This window comes from Chitinophaga sp. 10T418 (assembly GCF_056394125.1).
Genome location: NZ_JBFTHG010000006.1, coordinates 1 through 22,257 on the forward strand (window position 1 = coordinate 1; position 22,257 = coordinate 22,257).

Here is a 22,257-nt window from a genome sequence, read left to right on the forward strand (position 1 = left end):
ACCCTCTTTATTCTGACTTGAATCAATTAAGTCAAAATACTCTAAAACCCCTGCTGGCAACAGCATCTCTACTAGTTTGCGAAAGTTCTGATCCACGTGTTTCGTTGGCTAATCTGATGCAAAGCAACTATTTTTTACACGATCCCCCAAATTTTCAACTTGATCCGAAATTGATCCCGGGGATTGTTGAAATAGCGGATGATACTTGGTATTAATGGATAATTGGCTTAAATTCAGAGAGGAATTATTTAATGAAGGAATTGTTCTTCTGACTTTGATAGTATTAAAAACATGGTGATTATTTGCATGTATAATTGACAATTTATGGAAAGGTCCTTTCTGTTCGTAAGACTTGCCCTGGTAATGGTTGTTTCGGGTGGGTGTCATGGCGCCCAAACAACATCTTCTCATCCGGCGGAAGATTCTGTGGCCATGAAAAACAATACTCCTCCGGATACGCTTCCGGCGCCAGGTGCCACCAAATCTGTGACTAACTTCAGTAATGTAATCGGCTGGCCAAACGATAGCAAACCTGTTGCGCCGGAGGGTTTTGAGGTGACCAGGTTTGCCGACGGCCTGGAGAACCCCAGGTGGATTTATGTGGCACCCAATGGTGATGTTTTTGTCGCCGAGTCGCATGCTATCAAAAGATTTACGCAGGAAGTGATCAATGCAGCGAGCGGTAAAGCTAAATCAGAAAATAACAACATCACCGCTAACCGGATTACGATGTTCCGTGATACCAACAACGATGGACATCCTGATGAACGATATACCTTCCTGAAAAGACTTAATCAGCCGTTAGGCATGCTGGTGTTGAATGATGCCTTTTATGTAGCCAATACAGATGGACTGATGCAATATCCTTATAAAACAGGAATGACAAGCTGTACATCTGAAGGAAAGAAAATCCTGCCTTTGCCTGCAGGGGGCTATAATAATCATTGGACCAGGAATGTGATCAGGAATGAAGAAGGGACTAAACTGTATGTTTCCGTTGGTTCCGGGACTAATGCTGCTGAACACGGTATGGCTAATGAGAAAGGCCGGGCCAACATTCTGGAAGTAAATCCGGATGGTACAAATGTAAAGGTGTATGCCAGTGGATTACGTAATCCGGTGGGAATGGACTGGGCTCCGGGTACGCATACACTCTGGACGGTTGTGAATGAACGTGATCAGCTGGGGGATGACCTGGTGCCGGATTATTTTACCAGTGTAAAAGAAGGCGCTTTTTATGGTTGGCCGTACGCTTATTTTGGTCAGCATGAAGATCCTGGCTTCAGGGGCCAGGCAAAAGAACTGGTGAAAACGGCGGTGGTTCCTGATTTCGCGTTAATGGCCCATACAGCTTCTCTTGGCCTGGTTTTTTACCGGAGCAGTGTATTTCCTGAAAAATACAGAAATGGAGCGTTTATAGGTCAGCACGGCTCATGGAACCGTACTTATCTATCAGGTTATAAGGTGATCTTTGTGCCTTTCCGTGATGGTCGTCCGGCGGGGAAGGCAGAGGATTTTCTGACAGGTTTCATTGCTGATGAATCCAGGAGCAAGGTACATGGTCGTCCTGTTGGTGTGGCTGTTGCAAAAGATGGGGCGCTGCTGGTCGCAGATGATGCATCAAATACGATTTGGCGCGTTGCAATTAAATAGCAGTTGAAAAGGGTAGTTTTAATTTCTTTCCTTTTCGTTTAAGATTAGCTGCTATCCCTTACGTTTCAGCATCCATTCGATCGTATGTTGGATTTTACAGATGTTAGTTAATCGAAGTAATCAATTTACTATTTAACCCTGTAAGAAAAATGCGTATTGCCCATCTCATCTTAACATACACTGATCCCGGACAAACAGAAAGGATGATCAAAAGATTGTCCCACAAAAATTTCGACTTTTATATTTGCGTAGACAAAAAATATGACATCAAGCCGTATCTATTCCTGAAGGCATTATCCAATGTTTATTTCATCGAAAACAGGAGGAAGGTACAATGGGCTGGATTCAGCACCGTACTTGCAACTTTTGACTGCATTAAAGAAATTGTCGGCAGCGGTGTTCAATATGATTTTATCAACTTCTTAAGTGGGCAGGATTATCCGATCAAATCAACTACCTTTATTAATGATTTCTTTACTCACAATATTGGGAAAGAATTTTTGAGCTATCGTGATATAGAAAAAGACTGGAAAGAGGGGCTTATCAGAATGGAGAAATACTATCTCAGCGATTACAACTTCATTGGAAAACACAGACTGGAATATCTGATCAATAAAATACTTCCGAAAAGACGATTGCCTTATGGACTGCATCCATATGGTAAATCAATGTATTGGATGTTAAGTCCGGAAGCTGCCTTATATGTAGTTAATAAAGTCAGCAATGACCCAAAACTACTGCATTTCTTTTCTTTTTGCTGGGGAAGTGACGAGTTTGTTTTTCAGACGATTCTACTGAATTCAGTGTATAAAGATAAAGTCGTTAATAATAATTACCGCTATATCGACTGGTCGGCTGGTGGGGCACGACCGAAAATATTAGACGAAAGCGATGCCGGGAATATGATGAAATCCGATATGCTTTTTGCAAGAAAATTCGACATGGCGAATAGTCCTAAGGTGCTTGATATGATTGACGAACAGTTAACGAATGGCTAATCTGATTAAGATAAAAACGTTTAAAGACAGTAGAGGTATTCTAACTGTGCTGGATAATGTCATCCCATTTGAAATCAAAAGATTGTTTTATATCTATTCGGTGGATAATTCGGATCGGGGAGGACACCGGCACCATAAAACCTACCAGGCAGCTATCTGCATCAAAGGCTCCTGCAAAATAACTACCAACAACAATAAAATAACAGAGCTGTTTGATCTGGACAGCCCTGAAAAATGTTTATTGTTAATGCCTGAGGATTGGCATGTGATTCATAATTTCTCCTCCGATGCGATTCTATTAGTACTTGCATCTACCACATTTGATCCTACCGATTATATATATGAGCCGTATGATACTTTATGAAAATCTGAAAAAACTCAATCAACCTTTTGAAGAAGAATTGAAAAAGAAGTTTGCGCTTTTTCTCGATAAAGGCTGGTATATTCTGGGAGAAGAGGTGGCTTTATTTGAACAGGAGTTTGCAGACTATCATCAGGAGAAATATGCAGTAGGCGTGGCTAACGGCCTGGATGCACTTATTCTTTCACTAAAGTGCTGTGGTTTTAAAAGCGGAGACGAAGTGATCGTGCCTTCCAACACCTATATCGCAACAATTCTTTCGATCATACATTGTGGTTTAGTGCCGGTTTTAGTGGAACCGGATAGCAGCACCTATAATATAGACCCTCAGGCTATCCTGCATTCGCTTACCAGAAAAACGGTCGCCATCATGGTGGTCCATCTATACGGACAATGTTGTGAAATGGGGCCTGTCATGGCAATTGCCCGTGATCATCAGCTTAAAGTAATTGAAGATTGTGCCCAGGCGCATGGTGCAAGATATAAGAATAAGCTTGCAGGAACATTCGGCGACTTCGCCGCATTTAGCTTCTATCCCACAAAAAATCTGGGTGCGCTCGGTGACGCGGGCGCCATTCTCTGTAAATCAGAAAATGATTATCTGAGGCTCCGGCAATTAAGAAATTACGGCTCAGGAAAAAAATATTATAATAGTCTGATTGGATATAATTCGAGAATGGATGAACTGCAAGCCGCTTTTTTAAGAGTGAAACTTCCCCATCTTAACGAAATTAATGAGCATAAAAGAAAGCTGGCCGCTATTTATACTGCCCATTTAGATAATGGCTTCATAAAGCCCAGGGAGGATGCGGCTTTTTACAACGTGTACMATATTTACAATATCCTGCATCCGGAAAGAGATAAATTAAAACAGTATTTATCAGACAATGATATTATCACAGAAATCCACTACCCGGTAGCTCCACATGATCAACTGGCATTAAAAGGCCATTTAACCGGATATGATTATCCCATTTCTGCAAAAATTCATCAGCAGACGTTAAGCCTTCCCTGTTCTTTTATTCATACGGAAGAGGATATTTTGCATGTTGCATCAGTGTTGAATAAGTTCCTTTTGTAAGCCCCCCGTTTTTTTTATATTTATAGAAGCAGATATGCGGTGCTGAATAATCAGCAAGTAAAAAACAAATGATGCAGACGATAGCCGTAAAACAAAGATTATTATCCCTGGATTTTTTTCGTGGTCTCACGGTAGCCGCCATGATACTGGTGAATAATCCTGGTAACTGGAGTTATGTATATGCTCCTTTAGAACATTCTAAATGGAACGGCTGTACGCCTACAGATTTGATTTTTCCATTTTTCCTGTTTATTGCAGGGGTAGCCATTCCCTATGCTTTGGGGAGCCGTAAAGAGGACCCCGGGCAACACCGGGCACTCATTTGGCAAGCCTTGCGACGGGGGGCCACCATCATTGCATTGGGCTGGTTCCTGAACCTCTTCCCAAAATTCAACTTTGCACACCTGCGATTTCCGGGGGTATTGCCACGTATAGGGGTCGTGTTTAGTATCTGCGCTATCTTGTTTATTAAAACAAGCCGGCGTACGCAGATCTGGACGGCAGCCGTATTATTGCTGGCCTATTGGGTGATGATGACGGGTATCCCTGTACCGGGAATAGGAGCGCCGAACCTGGAGCCGGAAACCAATCTGGGCGCCTGGTTGGACAGGTTAGTCTTCACACCGGCGCACCTGTGGTCAGGATCCAAAACCTGGGATCCGGAAGGTATTTTAAGTACCATTCCTGCTATTGGTACCGGTATATTCGGTATGCTCGTGGGGGCCTGGTTGCGGAGGAAAGACAAAGACGATGCAGTGAAAGTGTCCTGGATGTTTGTGTACGGTTTTGGAAGTGTAGTGCTGGCGCTGATATGGGATCCGTTTTTTCCTATTAATAAATCGCTGTGGACGGGTTCTTTCGTGCTGTATACCGGCGGACTGGCTACCATGGCGCTGGCGGCGAGTTATTGGCTGATTGATGTGCAGGGACATCAACGCTACCTGGCACCGTTTGTGGCATTTGGCCGCAACGCGATTACGGCTTTTGTATTATCGGGTCTTGTTCCCAAGCTCCTGGGTTATATTCCGGTAAAGGACACTAATCTGCATGAATGGTTCTATCAGACCGTTTTCGTTAGCTGGTTGTCGCCTTACCATGCTTCTCTGGGCGCTGCCATACTGTTGGTTCTGGTAATCCTGGTGCCGGTGGCGATTATGTACCGGAGAAATATCATCATTAAAATTTAAGCAACGTAGTACGTGTCATCATTAAACCGGTAGGGTGGTACTAACGGAAGCGGATGCACGAAATATCCCGCTTTCCCCGGCCAACGCCCCATTCATCTATTGCGTATATCCATTGACGGTAGTCTGTCAAAAAATATTTCAAGTTTTTTTTGTTTAATTTAAAACAATTCCTACATTTGCAATCCCAAACGGGAAATACGGCTTCATAGCTCAACTGAATAGAGCATTTGACTACGAATCAAAAGGTTTCTGGTTTGAATCCAGATGAGGTCACAAAAAACAGAAAATGCTGCAACACTTGCCGCATTTTCTGTAAAAATAAAAAACCTGAAGAAAAGCTATCAGGTATAAAAAGTTGAAAAATAATTTGTTAGAATAAAAAATTGTTCTACATTTGCAATCCCGAAAGGGAAATACGGCTTCATAGCTCAACTGAATAGAGCATTTGACTACGAATCAAAAGGTTTCTGGTTTGAATCCAGATGAGGTCACCAACTAAAGGACGAACACGAGTTACATCGGTTCGTCCTTTTTTTATGCCCCCATGTTTCCTCTCTTCCCGGCCTTTTCTAGTAGGTTGATTAATTTGTATGTGTTATAGTTATAATATACTTTGTGAAGGAAAATTAAGGATCAGGTTGAAAACCCGGGGGATAGTGTAAATTTTAAGCGTAAAATTTAGTCAATCTATAGAGGAAGAACGCTACAGATCTAAGCCTGGCAGCTGCCCGAAATCGGGTGTCAGGGATATTTTAGAAGGGATTTTATAGTGCATTAAGGCCTCCCATCATTATAGTCAACATTACCTCTTCACTATGTTGACATCGTCGATTCTATGCTTGAGACCTGCTAAGTACCTATAGAAGCACCGCAGCTGAGGTGGACTTGATGTGGACTTGATGCGGGGATAACCTCCGGATGTACAACCGAATCAGGGGAAGGATGGAGGTCAGAACCGGCCATAGCAGCGCTGCTTCAGTACCAGGCTGTAGCGTGGAAAGAGATATTGAATTACTGGCTGGTATTGAACAAAATTTAATTTCTTATATGAGAACACTGTTAGTCATTATGCTGTTGAGTGCGGTTTCTAATAATGCTTTGGCGCAGTCTAAACAAAAAGAAAAGATCCGCCTGCTAACCTATGGGCTACCTTATTTTGAGAGAATACCTTTTGAGGAGCAGGTGGCTGCTAAATGGGGCATTGAATTGTATGATATAGGCGGTTGTGTTATCGAACAACAGCTGATGGATAGTGCCAAACGGGTAAATGAGGAAGCCGAAAAGAAAATAATCGGGAAGTACGGGAAGGACTGGCGTGAAAGATTTAACCGGGAGATAGATGCCTTATTTGCCACACCAGAAAGAGCCTCAGATTTGGTTGCTTCCCAGGATTATATCCGGCAGAAGGAGCGGAGTTTAAGAGCGTCCGGCGACAGCCTCCACTATACCTGGTCCGCCACCCGCAAAAAAGGTGTTTATCACGTATTGGTTTCCGGCTCAGCAAAAAATACTATCTTTTACAAGTTGTTAGTAGATTATCCTCAGAGCAAAGTATCCATACTCAGCCGGCGATAATTATTTTACCCAACCGGAAACCAGGAATTATGATACGGATCAAAAAAGACGGCGTGTTGTTAAAACAAACAGCACTGGAATTTGAAAACGAAGGTGTGTTAAACCCAGCTACTATCAGAAATGGAGATCAGGTGCTTTTCTACTATCGGGCGGTTCAGCAGGGGAATCATTCCAGTATTGGTTTTTGTAAACTCAGCGACCCGTTAACCGTGTCGGAACGCATGAATAAGCCCATCCTCTTTCCGGAACATGACTATGAGGCCAAAGGGCTGGAAGATCCGCGGGTAGTGAAAATAGATGATCTGTATTATCTTACCTATACCGCCTTTGACGGGGCAAATGCCTGTGGCGCGCTGGCCACCTCTACAGACGGTATCAACTTTAAGAAAGAGGGACTGATCGTGGCCCAGATGGATTTTCCGGAGTTTAAGAAACTGGCGTCTACAAATACCACACTCAGTGATAAATACACGCTCTATAACGACTTCAATCCCAAATTATGGGACAAGGATGTACTTTTCTTTCCCAGGAGAATTAACGGTAAGCTGTATTTCCTGCATCGTATAAAACCCGATGTGCAGCTGGTGGCGATCAATGAACTGTCGGAACTAACGCCCGCTTTCTGGGAAGATTATTTTCTGCATTTTAAAGATCATATCCTGCTTACATCAAAGTATGCACATGAAGTAAGTTATGTAGGAGCGGGGGCTCCGCCGATAGAAACGGAGTATGGTTGGTTACTGATCTATCATGGTGTGCACGAAACAAAGCATGGCTATGTGTATGTAGGTTGTGCTGCTTTGCTGGACCTGGATAATCCCATGAAAGAAATTGCCAGGTTACCGCATCCGATTCTGGTACCTGAGCGGGCATGGGAGATCAGGGGAGATGTAGATAATGTTTGTTTTCCTACAGGCACCGCCGTATTTGACGATACCCTGTATATTTACTATGGCGCCGGCGATGAGGTGATTGCGGCTGGTAGCGTTAGTTTAACCGAGTTACTCAACGAATTGCTGGCTCATAAAACAGCATAGCAGGCAACAATGGTTTCTATTACCCGCTTGGTTTCATCCGGGTCGCGTACCTTGATACAATCTACCCCGGCGGTTTTAGCGGGATAGTCGTTGCCGCCGGGAAAAATAGCATCCCCGGCAAAAAGCATTTCTGCAATGGAAATATGCAAAATGTCTCTCAGCTTATGGATGCCGTAAGCCTTGTCTATGCCGGGTTTGGTAATATCCACAGAAGTGGTGCCGCCCAGGTTGATCGCAAACTCCGGGATGATATTAAACAGTAAGGCTTTCATCTGTTGTCTTTTGGCAAAATCAGGATCCCATTTTTTCTTTTCTTCTAAAGGAGCTTCCTGCCCCAACGCGGAAAAAGTAATCTGACTGCCACGGTCTTCTACCTGTGAACCCCATACCTGTAGCGGGGTATAGCCTAGTTTATCTACAACGCTACTCAGTGCGTCAATAATTTTCTTTTTCTCTTCAGGCGTGAAATTCTCTGCATACAACTGCTTCCATTCGCTGGTGTATTCATAGAACTGTGTGCCGCAGGTAGGCAGAATAGATAAGTGTTGCAGGCGTTCATCTGTGGGCAGATGGGCCAATACCTGTTTCTCAAACTGGGGCCAGGCGCCACCGGAAATAATGGCGACCCTGGCCACCCGTAGGAGCGCATAAAGTAGGGTACTCATTTCATCATCTATGGCAGATTTACTTTCGGCCAGGGTACCATCCAGGTCAAAGACCACGAGTTTTTTCATGAAGCGCAATTATTTTTTCAGCAATGTCAATGCCTGCTCACAGATGTTGTCAACGGTGAAACCAAATTCACGMAGCATGACCGGACCTGGTGCAGATGCGCCGAACCGGTCAATCGCAATGTTGATACCTTTATCACCCGTATAACGATGCCATCCCTGCGAAATCCCTGCTTCAACAGATATTCTGGCGCTTACGGCAGCAGGCAATACCTGTTCGCGGTACTCCGGTGTTTGCGCTTCGAATAATTCCCAGCTAGGCATGGATACAACGCGAACGGCTATACGGGATTTCAGTTTTTCCTGTGCGGCTATTGCGAGATCTACTTCTGATCCGGTAGCGATGAGGATCAGCTCCGGCGCTGCATTTGCAGCATCTGAAAGAATGTACCCACCAAAACGTAACCCGTCTGCGGACGCATATTTATTGCGATCCAGCGTGGGCATGTTTTGCCGGGAGAGAATCAACGCTATGGGTTTATCCGGCAACAGTATCGCCATTTGCCATGCAGTAATGGTTTCGTTGGCATCACCGGGACGGATCACTACCAGTTCAGGAATGGCCCGTAAGGCGGCCAGCAATTCCACCGGCTGATGCGTAGGACCATCTTCTCCCATGGCAATGCTGTCGTGCGTAAACACATAAATCACTTTCAACTCAGACAATGCTGCCAGTCGTATTGATGGACGCATGTAATCTGAAAAGGTGAGGAAAGTAGCACAGTAGGGGATGATACCTCCATGTGCCGCCATGCCATTGGAAATAGCGCCCATAGCATGTTCACGGACGCCGTATTGTATATTCCTGCCTTCATACCCCCATACACCGCCGGCAGCGCCCTGTAGATCTCCTTCCTTCATCAGCGGACTTTCAAAGTTCCCGGCATCTTTTAATTCGGTGTTGGTAGAGGTATTCAGATCGGCGGAGCCGCCTATAAATCCGGGGAGGTGCGGAAAGAATGCCTGTATGATTTTACCGGAAGCTGCCCGGGTAGCCAGCCCTTTGGCATCGGCAGGAAACGGCTTGATATCTTTGTCCCAGTCTGCCGGCAGAATATCGTGTATCAATGACCGTAGCTCCTTTGCAAGATCCGGGTATTTTTGTGCATAGATGATCATTTGCTCTTCCCATTTGGCAGCCTGTTGCTTACCAACGTCAACGGCTCTACGGAAATGATCACTGGCTTCGGAGGGCACCAGGAAATCCGGTGTTAACGGCCAGCCCAACTTTTCTTTGGTCAGCTTTACATCCTCAGGTCCCAGCGGAGAACCATGTGCGGAGGTGCTATCCTGTTTAGGAGAGCCATAACCAATATGCGTACGTACGAGTATAATAGAAGGACGGTCGGTTACTTCCTGCGCCGCCCGTATGGCCTGATCTATGGCTTCGAGGTCGTTACCGTCTGCTACTTTTTGTGTATGCCAGCCGTACGACTGGAACCGCATCGCATGATCCTCTGTGAAGGTAACCGGTGTGGCTGAGGCCAACGTGATACGGTTGTCATCGTATAAATAAATCAGTTTGCCTAAGCGGAGGTGTCCTGCCAGCGAAGCGGCTTCTGAAGCTACACCTTCCATCAGGTCACCATCACTGACGAGGGCATAGGTATAATGATCTATCACGGCATCGCCGGGACGGTTATACCGCGCAGCAAGATAGGCTTCGGCCATGGCGATCCCAACGCCGTTGGCAAATCCCTGTCCCAGTGGACCTGTTGTTACTTCTACGCCTGGTACTACGCCGCGTTCCGGATGCCCCGGTGTTTTACTTCCCCACTGACGAAACTGTTTAATCTCTTCCATGGATAAGTCGTACCCGGTCAGATGCAGCAAACTGTACAACAACATGGAACCATGACCGGCAGATAACACAAATCTATCCCGGTTAAACCAGTCGGGGTCGGATGGATTGTGACGCAGAAATCTTGTCCACAGCACATAAGCCATGGCCGCAGCGCCTAAGGGCAGCCCGGGGTGACCACTATCTGCTTTCTGCACGGCATCCACAGAAAGAAAACGAATAGTATTGATACATAATTCATCCAGTGTGGCAGGATTTGGAACGAGAGAAGTGTTGGTACTCATGGAGACTCCTTTTTAGGTGTGAAAAAGATCACACATAGGTCAACAAACATCATGCTCATAAGGTTGCCATAATATTTTTTAATTAGTCTACTGAAATTATAGACTTTTAGAAAAATATTGTATTATTGTACTCTGACGGCTTTCCGGGTCCGCTTTAGGGGGCATTCATCCACCTGTTGACATACCCTGTATATCTTTCAAAATATATTCACCATGGACACATCATTACACTTAATGAGGAAATTTTGCTGCGTGGAATTTATCGACACCCGATGTTAGGGTGCAACCATTAAAAATAAAAAGGCCGGAACTGTTGGCGCAGTTCCGGCTGGTAATCAAGGCTGTTGGAGACATTTTTCAGTGATTGTATTTACATACTATCACCGGCCTCATTTTTTCATACCAAAGTAAAGATAATGAAAATTGCTATTGCATGCAGCTGCGGGCTGCTGCTGGCGGCTAGCGCATGGTCACAGGAGCGGACTTCCCATAGTGCCGACACTACAAAACCTGTGCACAAAGCCGTTGTTCAGAACAACATTTCTCTTTCCGGAAGAATTATTGATGCCAAATCGCAATTGCCAATAGGAGGGGCACTGGTGCACATTAAAGGCACCACGCACGAAGTGCAGAGCAGCGCTAATGGAGAGTTCTCATTTTTAACCGGCCAGAAAGTGCCGGTCATCTACCAGATTTCTTCCCTGGGCTATAAACTAAGGGAGGTGTACGCAGAGAAATCCAATGCCGGCAATATCCTGCTGGAAGAGCTCAGCACCCAGCTGAATGACGTGGTAGTAGTAGGTTATGGTACCCAGAGAAGAAGGGACCTGACCAGCGCCATTTCCTCCGTAAAAGGCAGCGATGTGGTAACGGTTCCGGTAGCCAGTTTTGATGCACAGTTGCAGGGCAGGGCATCCGGCGTACAAATCAATTCCAATACCGGTGTACCCGGCGATGGGATATTTATCCGGGTACGCGGTACCACTTCCATCAATGCAGATAATAACCCGCTCTATATCATAGACGGTGTATTTATGAATAATTCCAGTCTGCAAACCGTGAATTCCGGTGGCCGTCTTTCTTCTCCGCTGGCAGATATTAATCCTGCTGATATTGAAAATATAGAAGTGTTGAAAGACGCCAGCGCCACGGCCATTTATGGCTCCAGGGGCGCCAACGGTGTGGTAATCGTTACCACCCGCCGCGGCAACTATAACAGCAAGGCGAAAGTAATCGCAGACGTTTCTACGGGTGTGGCCTGGGCCCCTAAACTATGGGACCTCACCACGGGCCCGCAACATGCAGAACTGGTGAACGAATTCTATAAAAATTCACTGGCAGATGCCACCGCCGCCAATGATCAGGCTGGCGTCAAAAAATACAGTTATCTGCCTTTCCGCCCATTAACAGACAATCCCACTCAAACACCTGCTCCGAGAGGCTTGCCGCAGGATCAGCATACGTACGACCGCCTGGATGAAATTTTTCAGACAGCGCCGCTGCAGAATTATAACCTGTCTCTTTCAGGTGGCAACCGTGAAACGAAGTATTACTTCGGTGGCGGCTATACGAAACAGGAAGCGATCCTCAAACCCATTTCATTTGAACGCGCCAGTTTTAAACTGAACATAGATCAGCGTATTAATGATCACGTAACAATCGGGTCCAGCAACAGCTTCTTCCGTAGCTTCCGCAGCCAGGGCCGCGCAGGCGATGGCCCGCAGGGAGGATTGTTACAGGCAGCATTACATACACCTACCTATCTTCCTGAAACAAATCCCGATGGTTCACCCGCCCGCTGGGCCGGCTTCGATAACGTACAGGTACTGATTAATAACTATGACGTACATACGACAAGCTTGCGCTACATCGGTAACCTGTACCTGGACGCGACCTTGTTGCCGGATCTGAAGTTTCACAGTAATTTCAGTATCGATTATAACAACTATAACGAATCCGAATACTGGAACAACCTCACACAACTCGGCGCCAGTCCCACTAACGGTCTGGCTACTTCCGCCATCACACAGAATACTTCCTGGATCAATGAACAAACATTGTCGTGGCGCAAACATGCCGGTGAAAAACATTTCTTCGGTGTACTCATAGGAAACACGCTGCAAAGCAATACGGAAACATTGACCTCTGCGCAGGGCTCCGGTTTCCCGAACAATTCCTATAAATATATTTCTGCTGCTGCCACCCGCACCGCCGCGCAAACATGGACCAGGAGTACCCTGACCTCTTTCTTTTCCAGGATAGATTATAACTATGCCGGCAAATATTATGTAGAAGCCAGCATCCGCGCTGATGGTTCTTCTAAATTCGGTGATAACTATAAATGGGGCTATTTCCCTTCTGTGAGCGCCTCCTGGCGGTTGAAAGAAGAAAATTTCCTGAAAACAGTTAATAGTATCAGCGATCTGAAACTGAGGGCCAGCTATGGCATTACGGGTAATCAATCCGGCATCAGCGATTTCGCCGCCAAAGGCTTATGGTCCGGTGGCGCAGGATATCCGGATAACAGCAGCGGTGATCAGCCGGGCACGGCGCCGTTGCAGTTGCCCAACAAAGATCTGCGCTGGGAAAAAACCAGTCAGGCCAACATTGGCGTAGACCTGGGATTATTCAACGGCCGCATTAACCTGACCGCAGATGTGTATTCCAAGTACACCAGCGATGTATTGCTGTTGCTGCCATCAGCCGGCGCAACGGGCTTCTCCTCGGTGTATAGTAACGCAGGAGAAATCAGTAATAAAGGCTATGAAATTGGATTGAATACCACCAACATTACCACCCGTTCATTTACCTGGAGCAGCAGTTTGAATATTGCCGGTAATGCCAACCGTATTGAAAAGCTGCCTACACCGGTATACCAGTATAACCGCGACTGGATTATCATGAAAGAAGGATCTCCGATGTATTCTTTCTGGTTATATAAACAGCTGGGCGTAGATTCGCAAACCGGTAATGTTATTTTCGAAGGCGCCAAAGACGGCAAACTGCCAGTATCTGCCCGGCAGGTAATGGGTAACGCCATGCCCAAGTTTTACGGTGGCTTCAGCAATACCTTCACCTATAAAGGTTTTGACCTGAGCATCCTGCTGTCATTTCAATATGGCAACGATGTATATAACCTCAACCGGTTTTTCGGAGAGGGTGGTGGCACGAGAGATGCCAACCGCGTATTGTTTGCAGATCAGTTGAACCGCTGGCAAAAGCCGGGTGACAAAACAGATGTACCCCGCCTCACCGCTTACGGTCTGAACTACACCGTGGATCAGAACAGCCGCTTCCTGGAAGATGGTTCTTTCCTCCGTCTTAAATCACTCACATTTGGTTACACTGTTCCAAAGTCTATCAGCGAAAGATTGCGTATTCAGCAGCTGCGTGTATACTTTATCGGTAGTAACCTCTGGTTGCTGACCAAATATACCGGGCTGGATCCCGAATCAAATGTAACCGGTATACAAACCGTACAGGGACTGGATCTAGGCACACCACCGCAACCGCGTAGTGTACAGTTTGGCTTAAACGTAACTCTTTAATTTTCTTAATCATCCTTTATGAAAACATATCGGAATTATATATCGGTATTCTTTTTCTCGCTGGCGACCATGTCCTGCAAAAAATTCCTGGACGTACAACCAAGAGATTCCGTGTCTGATGAACAGACCATCATTGATAAAACATCTGCCAGTACAGCATTGCGTGGCGTATACCGCAAATTGGCCGCCGATAATTATTATGGCTCACTGTTCCAGACTTTTGGATACCTGCCAGGTGATAATGTGCAGTGGACCGGCTCCCAGTCTGTTATTCAGCAATTCATTACCCATAAAATATCCGCAGATAACGGCAACCTGCAAAGTGTATGGTCTGCTATTTACGCCACAATCAATGGTGCTAATAATGTAATCGCGAAAGTGCCGGTGGTGGCTGATGCCGCCTTTACTACGGCGGACAGGAACCAGGTGATCGGCGAAGCATATTTTATCCGTGCACTGAATTATTTTGATCTGGCCCGTACCTGGGGAAATGTGCAGATAACGTTAAGACCTACACTGGGTGCTGACGATAAAGTGGGTCTTAAAGGCAGCACCACTGCGCAGGTATATCAGCAGGTGCTAAGTGATCTGAATGCGGCGGACTCCCTGTTGCTGCCACCGCCAGACAATGCACAACCCAATCCCGTACGCGCTAACCGCGAAACGGTATGGGCATTGAAGGCACGCTATTACCTGTACCAATCCAATTGGGCACAGGCAGAATTTTACGCTTCCAAAGTAATCAGTAATACAAAAAATTACGCGTTGCAAAAACCTTACAGCGCCTTCTTTTTCCCTGCCAGCGCCATTGCTACGCGGGAGTCTGTATTTGAATTATCGTATAGCGCTACTTATCTGAGCGGGCATCGTGCCAACTGGCAGCCACCGGCAAACGGCGGTACCCGGCAGTGGGCGCCATCGGATGCTTTGGTGACACTGTTGAATGATCCTGCTATTGGTGGCAACCGCAATGCACTGATCGCAAAAACTTCTGCCGGATTATGGTACGGCAATCTTTACTATCGGAGCCCGGCTACTGATCCGGCCTATATTATCCGGATTGCAGAGTTATACCTGATCCGCGCAGAAGCAGCGGCACAGCAGGAAAAACTACTGCCCGCCAAAACAGACCTGGACCTGATACGTGACAGGGCGGGATTATTGCCCACTACGGCAGCTGGTAAAGAATCGTTACTACTGGCCATTGAAAATGAAAGAAGAGTGGAATTTGCCCTCGAACCGCATCGCTGGTTCGACCTGGTCCGTACCGGTCGCGCCGCTACGGTGTTGAATATTACCAATCCACAATTATATCTGTTTCCGATACCAGCTAACGAAATCGCATTATCGAAAGGCAATCTGAAGCAAAACGATGGTTACTGATCTTATCACCTTACAACAATCAACAATGAGTAATGTCACTATCGGCGAAACACCCGCCTGGAAAGACTACGAGAAGATTGGGTTCAGGGTATTTTTTATTTATTTCCTGTTGCAGGCGTTGCCGCTCGACTGGAAATTTTACAGCTATCTTTTTTCTACCCGTCTTTTTCATCTTCATTATGAGGATATTTTTAACCTGGCCAATTATACAACACGGTTTAGTGCGGCCCCTGCGAGCTATAAGGACTGGACAATTTTACTGGCCATTGCTGTTGTGGGTGCAGGTATCAGGACCTATATAGATCGCAATCGCACCCGCGCATATGATGCCGCCTTTTACTGGTTGCGGGTATTGCTGCGTTACCGGCTGGCATTGGCGGTAATTGCGTATGGCTTTCTTAAAATCTTTGCGCTGCAAGCACCTTATCCGTCTATCAGCAGTCTGAATACGCCTTACGGAGCGTTTACCCGCTGGAAATTATTCTCTCTCAGTCTGGGTATTGTTCCTTCGTATGAACTATTTCTGGGGTTGGTAGAAGTTATTATTGGCGTGTTATTACTTTTCAGGAAGACAGCATCTATTGGCGCTTTCATTTTCCTCATTTTCTGTGGCAACATTTTCGTATCCAACCTGGCCTATGATGGTGGGGAGCAGGTATACAGCCTGTTGCTCATTACCTATGCGCTGGCGATCCTGAGCTTTGATCTGCAAAGAATTATAAGGCTGCTTATTTTACAACAGCCTACTGCCGCAGCTACCTTCAAGCCTGTATTTGATGGCGCAAAAAGATACAGCAGGCTGGCGTTGAAAACCGTATTCCTGTTGTACTTCATTGTGGTGTATGGTATCAAAACCGGTGCCGGTGCAAAAAATGACCCTTATCAATATCCTGGCAGCAAAGGGTTGCCGGCTATCAGTGGACTATACAATGTAGCTACTTTTGTAGTGAATGGTGATACACTGGCTTACTCTTTAACTGATTCCCTGCGCTGGAATAATGTAGTGTTTGAAAAATGGAATACCATCAGCATCCGCACCAACAAGCCGGCGCCGATAGATTCCAATAATCAGCACCTGGTATTACGTAATAACGCGGAACGGTTATACGAAATTGAAGGCACCAGTGGCCGGCATTACTACAGCTATACCGCAGATACGGTACAGGGGCTGCTCACGTTGCAAAACAGGCATCCGCAATTATCAGCGGAAACATTGTCGCTGCATTACAGCCGTCCGGATAAAGACCGGGTGATACTCAGCGGAATTACTTACAGCAGGGATTCCATCTATGTGGTACTGGAAAAAGTGAAGAAGACTTACCTGCTCGAAGAAGCCGCGAAAGGAAGTGGAAGAAACAGAAAATTAAAACTTTAAACTGATTATCATGTCTCATATCACTCCAACATTAGCAGATGAAACCGTGATCAGGGAAAGCGATTCCCAGGTGCCGCCTGCCATTGAAGCKCCTTTGGTGCAACTACCAGCCTGGAAGGAATATCAACTGATTTTATTCCGCATTGCATTTATATTTTTTATTGCTGTCTCTATTCCTAACAGCATAGAGTGGTACAAACAACTGGTGCAACTCGATTGGTTTCACCTGAATTACCGCGATCTGTATGATATTGCGCGGTTTGGCTCTGGTATTAACTTTTTGGGCAGCACTATTTTCGGTAGCCAGTTGTTAGGATATGCCAACTGGATTACCACTGCACTGATAGCTACAGCCGGCGGGCTGATATGGACCGGCCTTGTAAAGGCACGTAAGTTGCCCCGGAAAGAATATTACACCGCCTGGTACTGGCTGCGTGTAGTCGTTAGGTATAGAGCTGGTACTGGTATCATTGGTTTTGGATTTACCAAGCTATTACCGGTACAGATGCCTTATCCTTCTCTCGGTATTTTAAATACCAACTTCGGTGACCTTACCGCACAAAAAATATACTGGTTGTCGGTAGGGATAGTGCCCTGGTACCAGGTGTTTGCCGGCGTAGTGGAAATAACGGCAGGTACTTTATTATTTTTCCGGAAAACAACTACCCTTGGTGCTGTTTTGTTGTTAGGTGCTTTGGGAGATATTGTATATGTCAACTTTGCCTATGATGGCGGGGTACATGTATACAGCAGTTATTTTGTAATGCTGGCAGCTTTGTTGCTGGTCAACGATGTACCTAAAATTTATCGTTTGCTGGTACAGGAACGTTTTACCGTCCCCGTAAATTATTATCCTTCTTTTTCACAGAAGTGGTTACGCTATACGCGTGTTAGTCTGAAGTCTGCTACCATCTTCCTTTTCCTGGGTGTATTATTTTACCTGCAGCTCATCAATTTCCTGTATGATCCTTATAAACAGCCGGCAGTAGCAGGTGTAAAGCAATTGCGGGGCAACTACCAGGTAACGGAATTCCGGTTAAATGACCAGGTGATTCCTTATTCACCACTGGATTCCACCCGTTGGCAGGAAGCTACTTTTGAGAACTGGTCTACTTTCACGTACCGGGTAAATACGCCGCATCCGCTGGATCTTTCCAATGGTGGTGGCGATCCGCAGCGGGATGTGAACCGGACTTTTGAAATAACCGGATTGGCGGGTGGGCAGCGTGCTTTCCACTACTATGCAGATGAAGTCAATAAAGTACTTTACCTGGAAGACAAATACAAACCCATTCCCGACAGGCGTAACCGTACGGCCGGCGTTGGTGGAGATGGTGGCGCACCTGTTGATGAAGCCGCAGAAAAGGCCGTCCGTAAACAGCAGGCTAAAGTAAAAGATAGCTGGATACCCGCAGAGGCGTTGAGAAATATTGGTGATGAAGCGCTGAAAATAGATCCGCTGGCATTATCTGCCCGCAGGGCAAAAGATTATGCAGCTACTCCTGCCACTGAAAACCGTAAACGTTTCATTGTAAAGTATGCAACAGATAATGGGGCGCATGTTATACTGACGGGTGTAGATGAAAACAAAAACAATATTTATGTAGTGCTGGATCGCGTAGATAAAAAATATGCGTTAACGCCCAGCACATTAAATGCAGGAAAATATTAGGGAGAGATATGATCATTAAACGCTCCTGTTGTTACCGGGTGGCAGCCGTAGTGGTGTTGGGTATGCTCGCTTGCCATACCAACACCCGGCCACCGGATACCGGCTGGCCATCGCATTTCGGATTTGGTCATACTGCCACTGCCGCGCAGTTAGACTCCCTGAATATTTCCATTGCACCGGATGGCAAAGGATTGCCTGCGGGCAGCGGTGATGCGGTGATAGGTCAACGTATTTATATCGCAAAATGTGCGGCCTGTCATGGGGAAACCGGCGCAGAACCAACACCCAATCGCCTCGTGGCGCCCATTGGCGATACTACCCGCGTGAAAACCATTGGGAATTACTGGCCTTATGCCACAACGGTATTCGATTATATCCGCCGTGCCATGCCTTTCAATGCGCCGGGCTCTCTCACCAATGAAGAGGTATACAGCCTCACGGCTTTCCTCTTATACCGCAATGAGGTCATTGATAGCACGCTGCAGTTAAATGCCCGGAATCTGCCGCAAATAGTGATGCCTGCGAAAAAATATTACGTGGATGATGACCGCCGCGGAGGTAATGAAGTAAAATGAATAGCTATGACATTGGAAGATAAAGACAACAACGGCAAAAAGATACCCAGACGAACGATATTGAGAGCCGCCGCAGTTTCCGCTGCTGCGGCTTTAATGGGTGCCTCCGGTATACAGCGTGCACCAGGGCCCCAGGCAACTACCAGTAAGACAGGAATTCCAGATTCTGCGGATAGTGCTTATGCGGATCCTACTAAAATTACCGGCACGTTACCCGGAAAACTTGGTACCCGTTCTCCTTTTGAGCAACCCGTAAAAAAGCCATCCGATATTTCATCCCGGACACCGTTGCAGGACTTGTACGGTATCATTACGCCATCAGATCTTCATTTTGAAAGAAGCCATGCCGGCGTACCATTGATTCATCCGGATAAATATGAATTACTCATTCATGGTATGGTGGAACGCCCGATGATATTTACCCTGCGGGATTTAAAACGTTTTCCGGCCGTTTCCCGTATTGCCTTTATAGAATGCTCGGGCAACTTCAGATCAGGTAAAGAAACCATGACAGCGCAGGAAATATGTGGGTTGACCAGTCAGAGTGAGTGGACAGGTGTGATGCTGTCTACCTTATTCCGCGAGGTAGGTGTGAGCCCCAAAGCTACCTGGTTTCTGGCAGAAGGCTCTGATGCGGCTGTGATGACCCGCAGTATTCCTGTACAGAAAGGATGGAAAGATGCGATGATTGCTTATGGTCAGAATGGAGAGGCCATCCGTCCGGAGCAAGGCTATCCTGCCCGCCTGTTTTTGCCGGGATGGGAGGGAAACACCAATGTAAAATGGATCCGGCGCATCGAGTTATCTGACCAGCCTTTCATGACCCGGGAAGAGACATCCAAATACACGGAAACTATCCGTGATCATAAGATCCGGCAGTTTAGCTTTGACATGGATGCCAGGTCTATCATTACCTATCCCTCTTTTCCACAGCAGGTAGAAAAGGGCTGGATAGAAATAAGAGGCATTGCCTGGAGTGGCCGGGGGAAAATTGATAGGGTAGAAGTCAGCACAGATGCCGGGAAGCACTGGGTAAAAGCCACATTACAGGAGCCTGTGCTGGATAAAGCGCATACCTATTTTCGTTATCTCTGGTACTGGGATGGAAAGCCCACAGAAATTATGAGCCTGGCTGTAGATGATACCGGTTATCGTCAGCCTACTATGAAACAGCTCATACAAGCCAGGGGCGCTGATATGGGAGGTTACCATGTAAACCCCGTCACCGCCTGGGTTTTAAAGGGCGATGGGACTGTAGTATTCAAACCGGAAAAGTGGAAATAAGTTATTCAAATAATGTCAGGTCGTCACGGGTGATGGCCTGAAAAAGATTTTGCAGCTGGTGAACATGTACTATGGGCCGGCCGTAAGCTACCAGGCCTTCTGCCGCATCGGTAAGTGGCTGAAATACGTCATTTTCACTCCGCACATGTACACTATGGAGCCGGTTATATTTCAGGGAGTATACGTTCTCATCTTCTCCGTAGTCAGGATCTCCTTTAATGAAGCCAAACCTGGATAACAGGTAAATATCCAGTATTACCGGGTTGACTTTTTCACAGCGTAGTTTACTGAGCGGCAGCCCGGAATTATAGACATATCCCTGCAAAATGCCTTCTACCACAAAGGCTGTTTCTTCCATGTTATAATCAAAGTAGGATACGTAGTTTCCTATCCTGATGTCTGACTCCTGTATCATGTAAAGGGTCTTAAGAAAATAATATCAGTAATAGTGTGATCAGTGCAGGTAATGCCTGTACAAAAAAAATCTTTTTGTCTGCTGTCAGCGCTCCATACAAACCGGCTACTATTACGCAGCTTAAAAAGAATATGGCTACTCTTCCTGCCCACAGCGGGTCTGAAATGAAAAAAGTCCAGGCCAATCCGGCAGCCAGGAAGCCATTGTACAACCCCTGGTTAGCGGCTAGTGATTTGGTAGGCGGAAAAAGATCCTTCGGAAACTGTCTGAATATTTTAGGGCCTCTTGTTGTCCACGCAAACATTTCGAACCACAAAATGTACAGGTGTTCCAGCATTACCAATGCGATCCCGATCTTAATGATTATCTGCATAATGGAATTGTTAAATGATACCAGCTAAATATAATCAAATTATCTTTTCAAGTAGCCATGCAAAAGCGAAAGCGAGTAGGGTACCTACTGCATAACATACGCAGTCACTCCAGAGGAAGCCATGTCCGAGGAGAATGCCGGCAGGGGTATTACGGAATTTTACCGCCCATTCGGCCTGGTACAGCTGCTGTACCTCAATAAGCATACATATTATAAAATTGCTGATGCTGATTTTCCACAGCGGGGTAACGGGGTAAAGGAATCGTATACCAAAGAAGATACAGGTGGCGGAAAATACATCGCCTCCGTATATGCGTATGATTTCAGGAAAATATTGGGGAGCCCACCTGGTGGCAAGTCCTAAAGGGATATTCAATAAAATGAGGAGGAGATAGATCCAGCGCCTTTTTGCTACCATAGAATATAAAAAGCGATAAATATAAGAAAGATATTCCTATATGTATGGCCACTGGAAAGAAGAATGGCAGAAGAACCAGCCATTCGGGATAAAAAAAGCAATAACCCCATCGGGTTATTGCTGGTTATCGGTTTCAACGTTATTTTTCTTTTTTCCGCGGTTAGTACCACCTTTACGGCCAATTGCGGCCATGTGTTCACGATTCTTGCTCACGGCTTCACCGCCTTTTTTGCCTGCTGCACGTGCTTCCTCGGAAGTGAATTTATGGGCTACACCTTGTTGGTGCGCTGCTTTTCCACCTTCTCTTGATATGGCACGTTGCTGTTCAGGGTCCATAGAAGCAAATCCGCGTTTACTATGCTTATTTTTTTGTTCCGGATTTTTCTCCTGTACATGGGTTACTGGCGTGGCATGTTGAAATCTGATGTCTTCCATAATCCTGAAGTTTTTTATAGTGATAGTAGTTTAACAATAGTGATAGTAGTTAAAATATTCCCTTTACCGGG

General features: G+C 46.0%; 20 protein-coding genes and 2 tRNA genes. 16 read left to right on the forward strand and 6 right to left on the reverse strand.

Annotation, left to right across the window (positions count from 1 at the left end; all coding sequences use genetic code 11):
* The 10 genes from AC1DCV_RS18095 to AC1DCV_RS18140 all read left to right on the forward strand — a co-directional run.
* Nucleotides 1-215 (forward strand): hypothetical protein (locus AC1DCV_RS18095; RefSeq protein ID WP_477024471.1); only part of this gene is annotated, 215 nt, incomplete at its 5' end.
* A 109-nt stretch (nucleotides 216-324) separates the two neighbouring features.
* Nucleotides 325-1,653 carry a PQQ-dependent sugar dehydrogenase gene (locus AC1DCV_RS18100; protein WP_477024472.1) on the forward strand — a complete coding sequence of 443 codons (1,329 nt, stop codon included), beginning with the start codon at nucleotides 325-327 and terminating at the stop codon, nucleotides 1,651-1,653.
* 149 nt (nucleotides 1,654-1,802) lie between these two features.
* Nucleotides 1,803-2,651, forward strand: coding sequence for a beta-1,6-N-acetylglucosaminyltransferase (locus AC1DCV_RS18105; protein WP_477024473.1), 849 nt, complete (start codon nucleotides 1,803-1,805; stop codon nucleotides 2,649-2,651).
* A complete protein-coding gene (locus tag AC1DCV_RS18110; RefSeq protein WP_477024474.1) occupies nucleotides 2,644-3,015 on the forward strand; it encodes a sugar 3,4-ketoisomerase in 372 nt (123 codons plus the stop codon). Before AC1DCV_RS18105 ends, AC1DCV_RS18110 begins: the two co-directional genes overlap by 8 nt.
* Complete coding sequence (locus AC1DCV_RS18115; protein ID WP_477024475.1) at nucleotides 3,002-4,093, forward strand: DegT/DnrJ/EryC1/StrS family aminotransferase; 1,092 nt, start codon at nucleotides 3,002-3,004, stop codon at nucleotides 4,091-4,093. Before AC1DCV_RS18110 ends, AC1DCV_RS18115 begins: the two co-directional genes overlap by 14 nt.
* A gap of 68 nt (nucleotides 4,094-4,161) precedes the next feature.
* Nucleotides 4,162-5,280: an acyltransferase family protein gene (locus AC1DCV_RS18120; RefSeq protein WP_477024476.1), complete on the forward strand. Its 1,119-nt coding sequence runs from the start codon at nucleotides 4,162-4,164 to the stop codon at nucleotides 5,278-5,280.
* 199 nt (nucleotides 5,281-5,479) lie between these two features.
* Nucleotides 5,480-5,553: transfer RNA gene (locus AC1DCV_RS18125), tRNA-Arg, on the forward strand.
* A gap of 144 nt (nucleotides 5,554-5,697) precedes the next feature.
* Nucleotides 5,698-5,774, forward strand: a tRNA-Arg gene (locus tag AC1DCV_RS18130).
* A gap of 448 nt (nucleotides 5,775-6,222) precedes the next feature.
* Entirely contained in the window at nucleotides 6,223-6,855 is a 633-nt protein-coding gene (locus AC1DCV_RS18135; protein WP_477024477.1) for an FEKKY domain-containing protein, read from the forward strand.
* 29 nt (nucleotides 6,856-6,884) lie between these two features.
* The gene (locus AC1DCV_RS18140) at nucleotides 6,885-7,892 is read left to right on the forward strand and encodes a glycoside hydrolase family 130 protein (RefSeq protein ID WP_477024478.1); all 1,008 of its coding nucleotides are present in this window, start codon (nucleotides 6,885-6,887) and stop codon (nucleotides 7,890-7,892) included.
* On the opposite strand, the gene AC1DCV_RS18145 is transcribed toward AC1DCV_RS18140, so the two are convergent.
* Both AC1DCV_RS18145 and tkt read right to left on the reverse strand, forming a co-directional pair.
* A complete protein-coding gene (locus tag AC1DCV_RS18145; protein WP_477024479.1) occupies nucleotides 7,877-8,626 on the reverse strand; it encodes an HAD-IIB family hydrolase in 750 nt (249 codons plus the stop codon). The two genes, AC1DCV_RS18140 and AC1DCV_RS18145, sit on opposite strands and share 16 nt — an antisense overlap.
* Before the next feature lie 9 nt (nucleotides 8,627-8,635).
* Nucleotides 8,636-10,708 (reverse strand): transketolase, encoded by a 2,073-nt coding sequence (tkt, locus tag AC1DCV_RS18150; RefSeq protein ID WP_477024480.1) that lies wholly within the window; start codon nucleotides 10,706-10,708, stop codon nucleotides 8,636-8,638.
* Between the two features lie 416 nt (nucleotides 10,709-11,124).
* Between tkt and AC1DCV_RS18155 the strand changes: the two genes are divergently transcribed.
* Genes AC1DCV_RS18155 through soxC form a run of 6 tightly spaced genes read left to right on the forward strand, consistent with a single transcriptional unit; the run spans nucleotide 11,125 to nucleotide 20,545 of the window.
* The gene (locus AC1DCV_RS18155) at nucleotides 11,125-14,256 is read left to right on the forward strand and encodes a SusC/RagA family TonB-linked outer membrane protein (protein ID WP_477024481.1); all 3,132 of its coding nucleotides are present in this window, start codon (nucleotides 11,125-11,127) and stop codon (nucleotides 14,254-14,256) included.
* An 18-nt stretch (nucleotides 14,257-14,274) separates the two neighbouring features.
* Entirely contained in the window at nucleotides 14,275-15,639 is a 1,365-nt protein-coding gene (locus tag AC1DCV_RS18160) for a RagB/SusD family nutrient uptake outer membrane protein (RefSeq protein WP_477024482.1), read from the forward strand.
* Nucleotides 15,629-17,014 carry a DoxX family protein gene (locus tag AC1DCV_RS18165; RefSeq protein ID WP_477024483.1) on the forward strand — a complete coding sequence of 462 codons (1,386 nt, stop codon included), beginning with the start codon at nucleotides 15,629-15,631 and terminating at the stop codon, nucleotides 17,012-17,014. Before AC1DCV_RS18160 ends, AC1DCV_RS18165 begins: the two co-directional genes overlap by 11 nt.
* 10 nt (nucleotides 17,015-17,024) lie before the next feature.
* The gene (locus AC1DCV_RS18170; RefSeq protein ID WP_477024484.1) at nucleotides 17,025-18,686 is read left to right on the forward strand and encodes a hypothetical protein; all 1,662 of its coding nucleotides are present in this window, start codon (nucleotides 17,025-17,027) and stop codon (nucleotides 18,684-18,686) included.
* Nucleotides 18,687-18,694: 8 nt separating this feature from the next.
* Entirely contained in the window at nucleotides 18,695-19,261 is a 567-nt protein-coding gene (locus tag AC1DCV_RS18175) for a c-type cytochrome (protein WP_477024485.1), read from the forward strand.
* Nucleotides 19,262-19,267: 6 nt separating this feature from the next.
* Nucleotides 19,268-20,545, forward strand: a complete 1,278-nt coding sequence (gene soxC / locus AC1DCV_RS18180; protein WP_477024486.1) for a sulfite dehydrogenase — start codon at nucleotides 19,268-19,270, stop codon at nucleotides 20,543-20,545.
* A 1-nt stretch (nucleotide 20,546) separates the two neighbouring features.
* Here soxC and AC1DCV_RS18185 read toward each other — a convergent pair whose 3' ends face one another.
* The 4 genes from AC1DCV_RS18185 to AC1DCV_RS18200 all read right to left on the reverse strand — a co-directional run bounded on the left by AC1DCV_RS18185 (nucleotide 20,547) and on the right by AC1DCV_RS18200 (nucleotide 22,186).
* The gene (locus AC1DCV_RS18185) at nucleotides 20,547-20,960 is read right to left on the reverse strand and encodes a hypothetical protein (RefSeq protein WP_441578436.1); all 414 of its coding nucleotides are present in this window, start codon (nucleotides 20,958-20,960) and stop codon (nucleotides 20,547-20,549) included.
* A 10-nt stretch (nucleotides 20,961-20,970) separates the two neighbouring features.
* Nucleotides 20,971-21,333: a DUF1304 domain-containing protein gene (locus tag AC1DCV_RS18190; protein WP_477024487.1), complete on the reverse strand. Its 363-nt coding sequence runs from the start codon at nucleotides 21,331-21,333 to the stop codon at nucleotides 20,971-20,973.
* Between the two features lie 34 nt (nucleotides 21,334-21,367).
* Nucleotides 21,368-21,751 carry a ribosomal maturation YjgA family protein gene (locus AC1DCV_RS18195; RefSeq protein ID WP_477024488.1) on the reverse strand — a complete coding sequence of 128 codons (384 nt, stop codon included), beginning with the start codon at nucleotides 21,749-21,751 and terminating at the stop codon, nucleotides 21,368-21,370.
* A gap of 114 nt (nucleotides 21,752-21,865) precedes the next feature.
* Nucleotides 21,866-22,186 carry a KGG domain-containing protein gene (locus AC1DCV_RS18200; RefSeq protein ID WP_477024489.1) on the reverse strand — a complete coding sequence of 107 codons (321 nt, stop codon included), beginning with the start codon at nucleotides 22,184-22,186 and terminating at the stop codon, nucleotides 21,866-21,868.
* Nucleotides 22,187-22,257 lie beyond the last annotated feature (71 nt).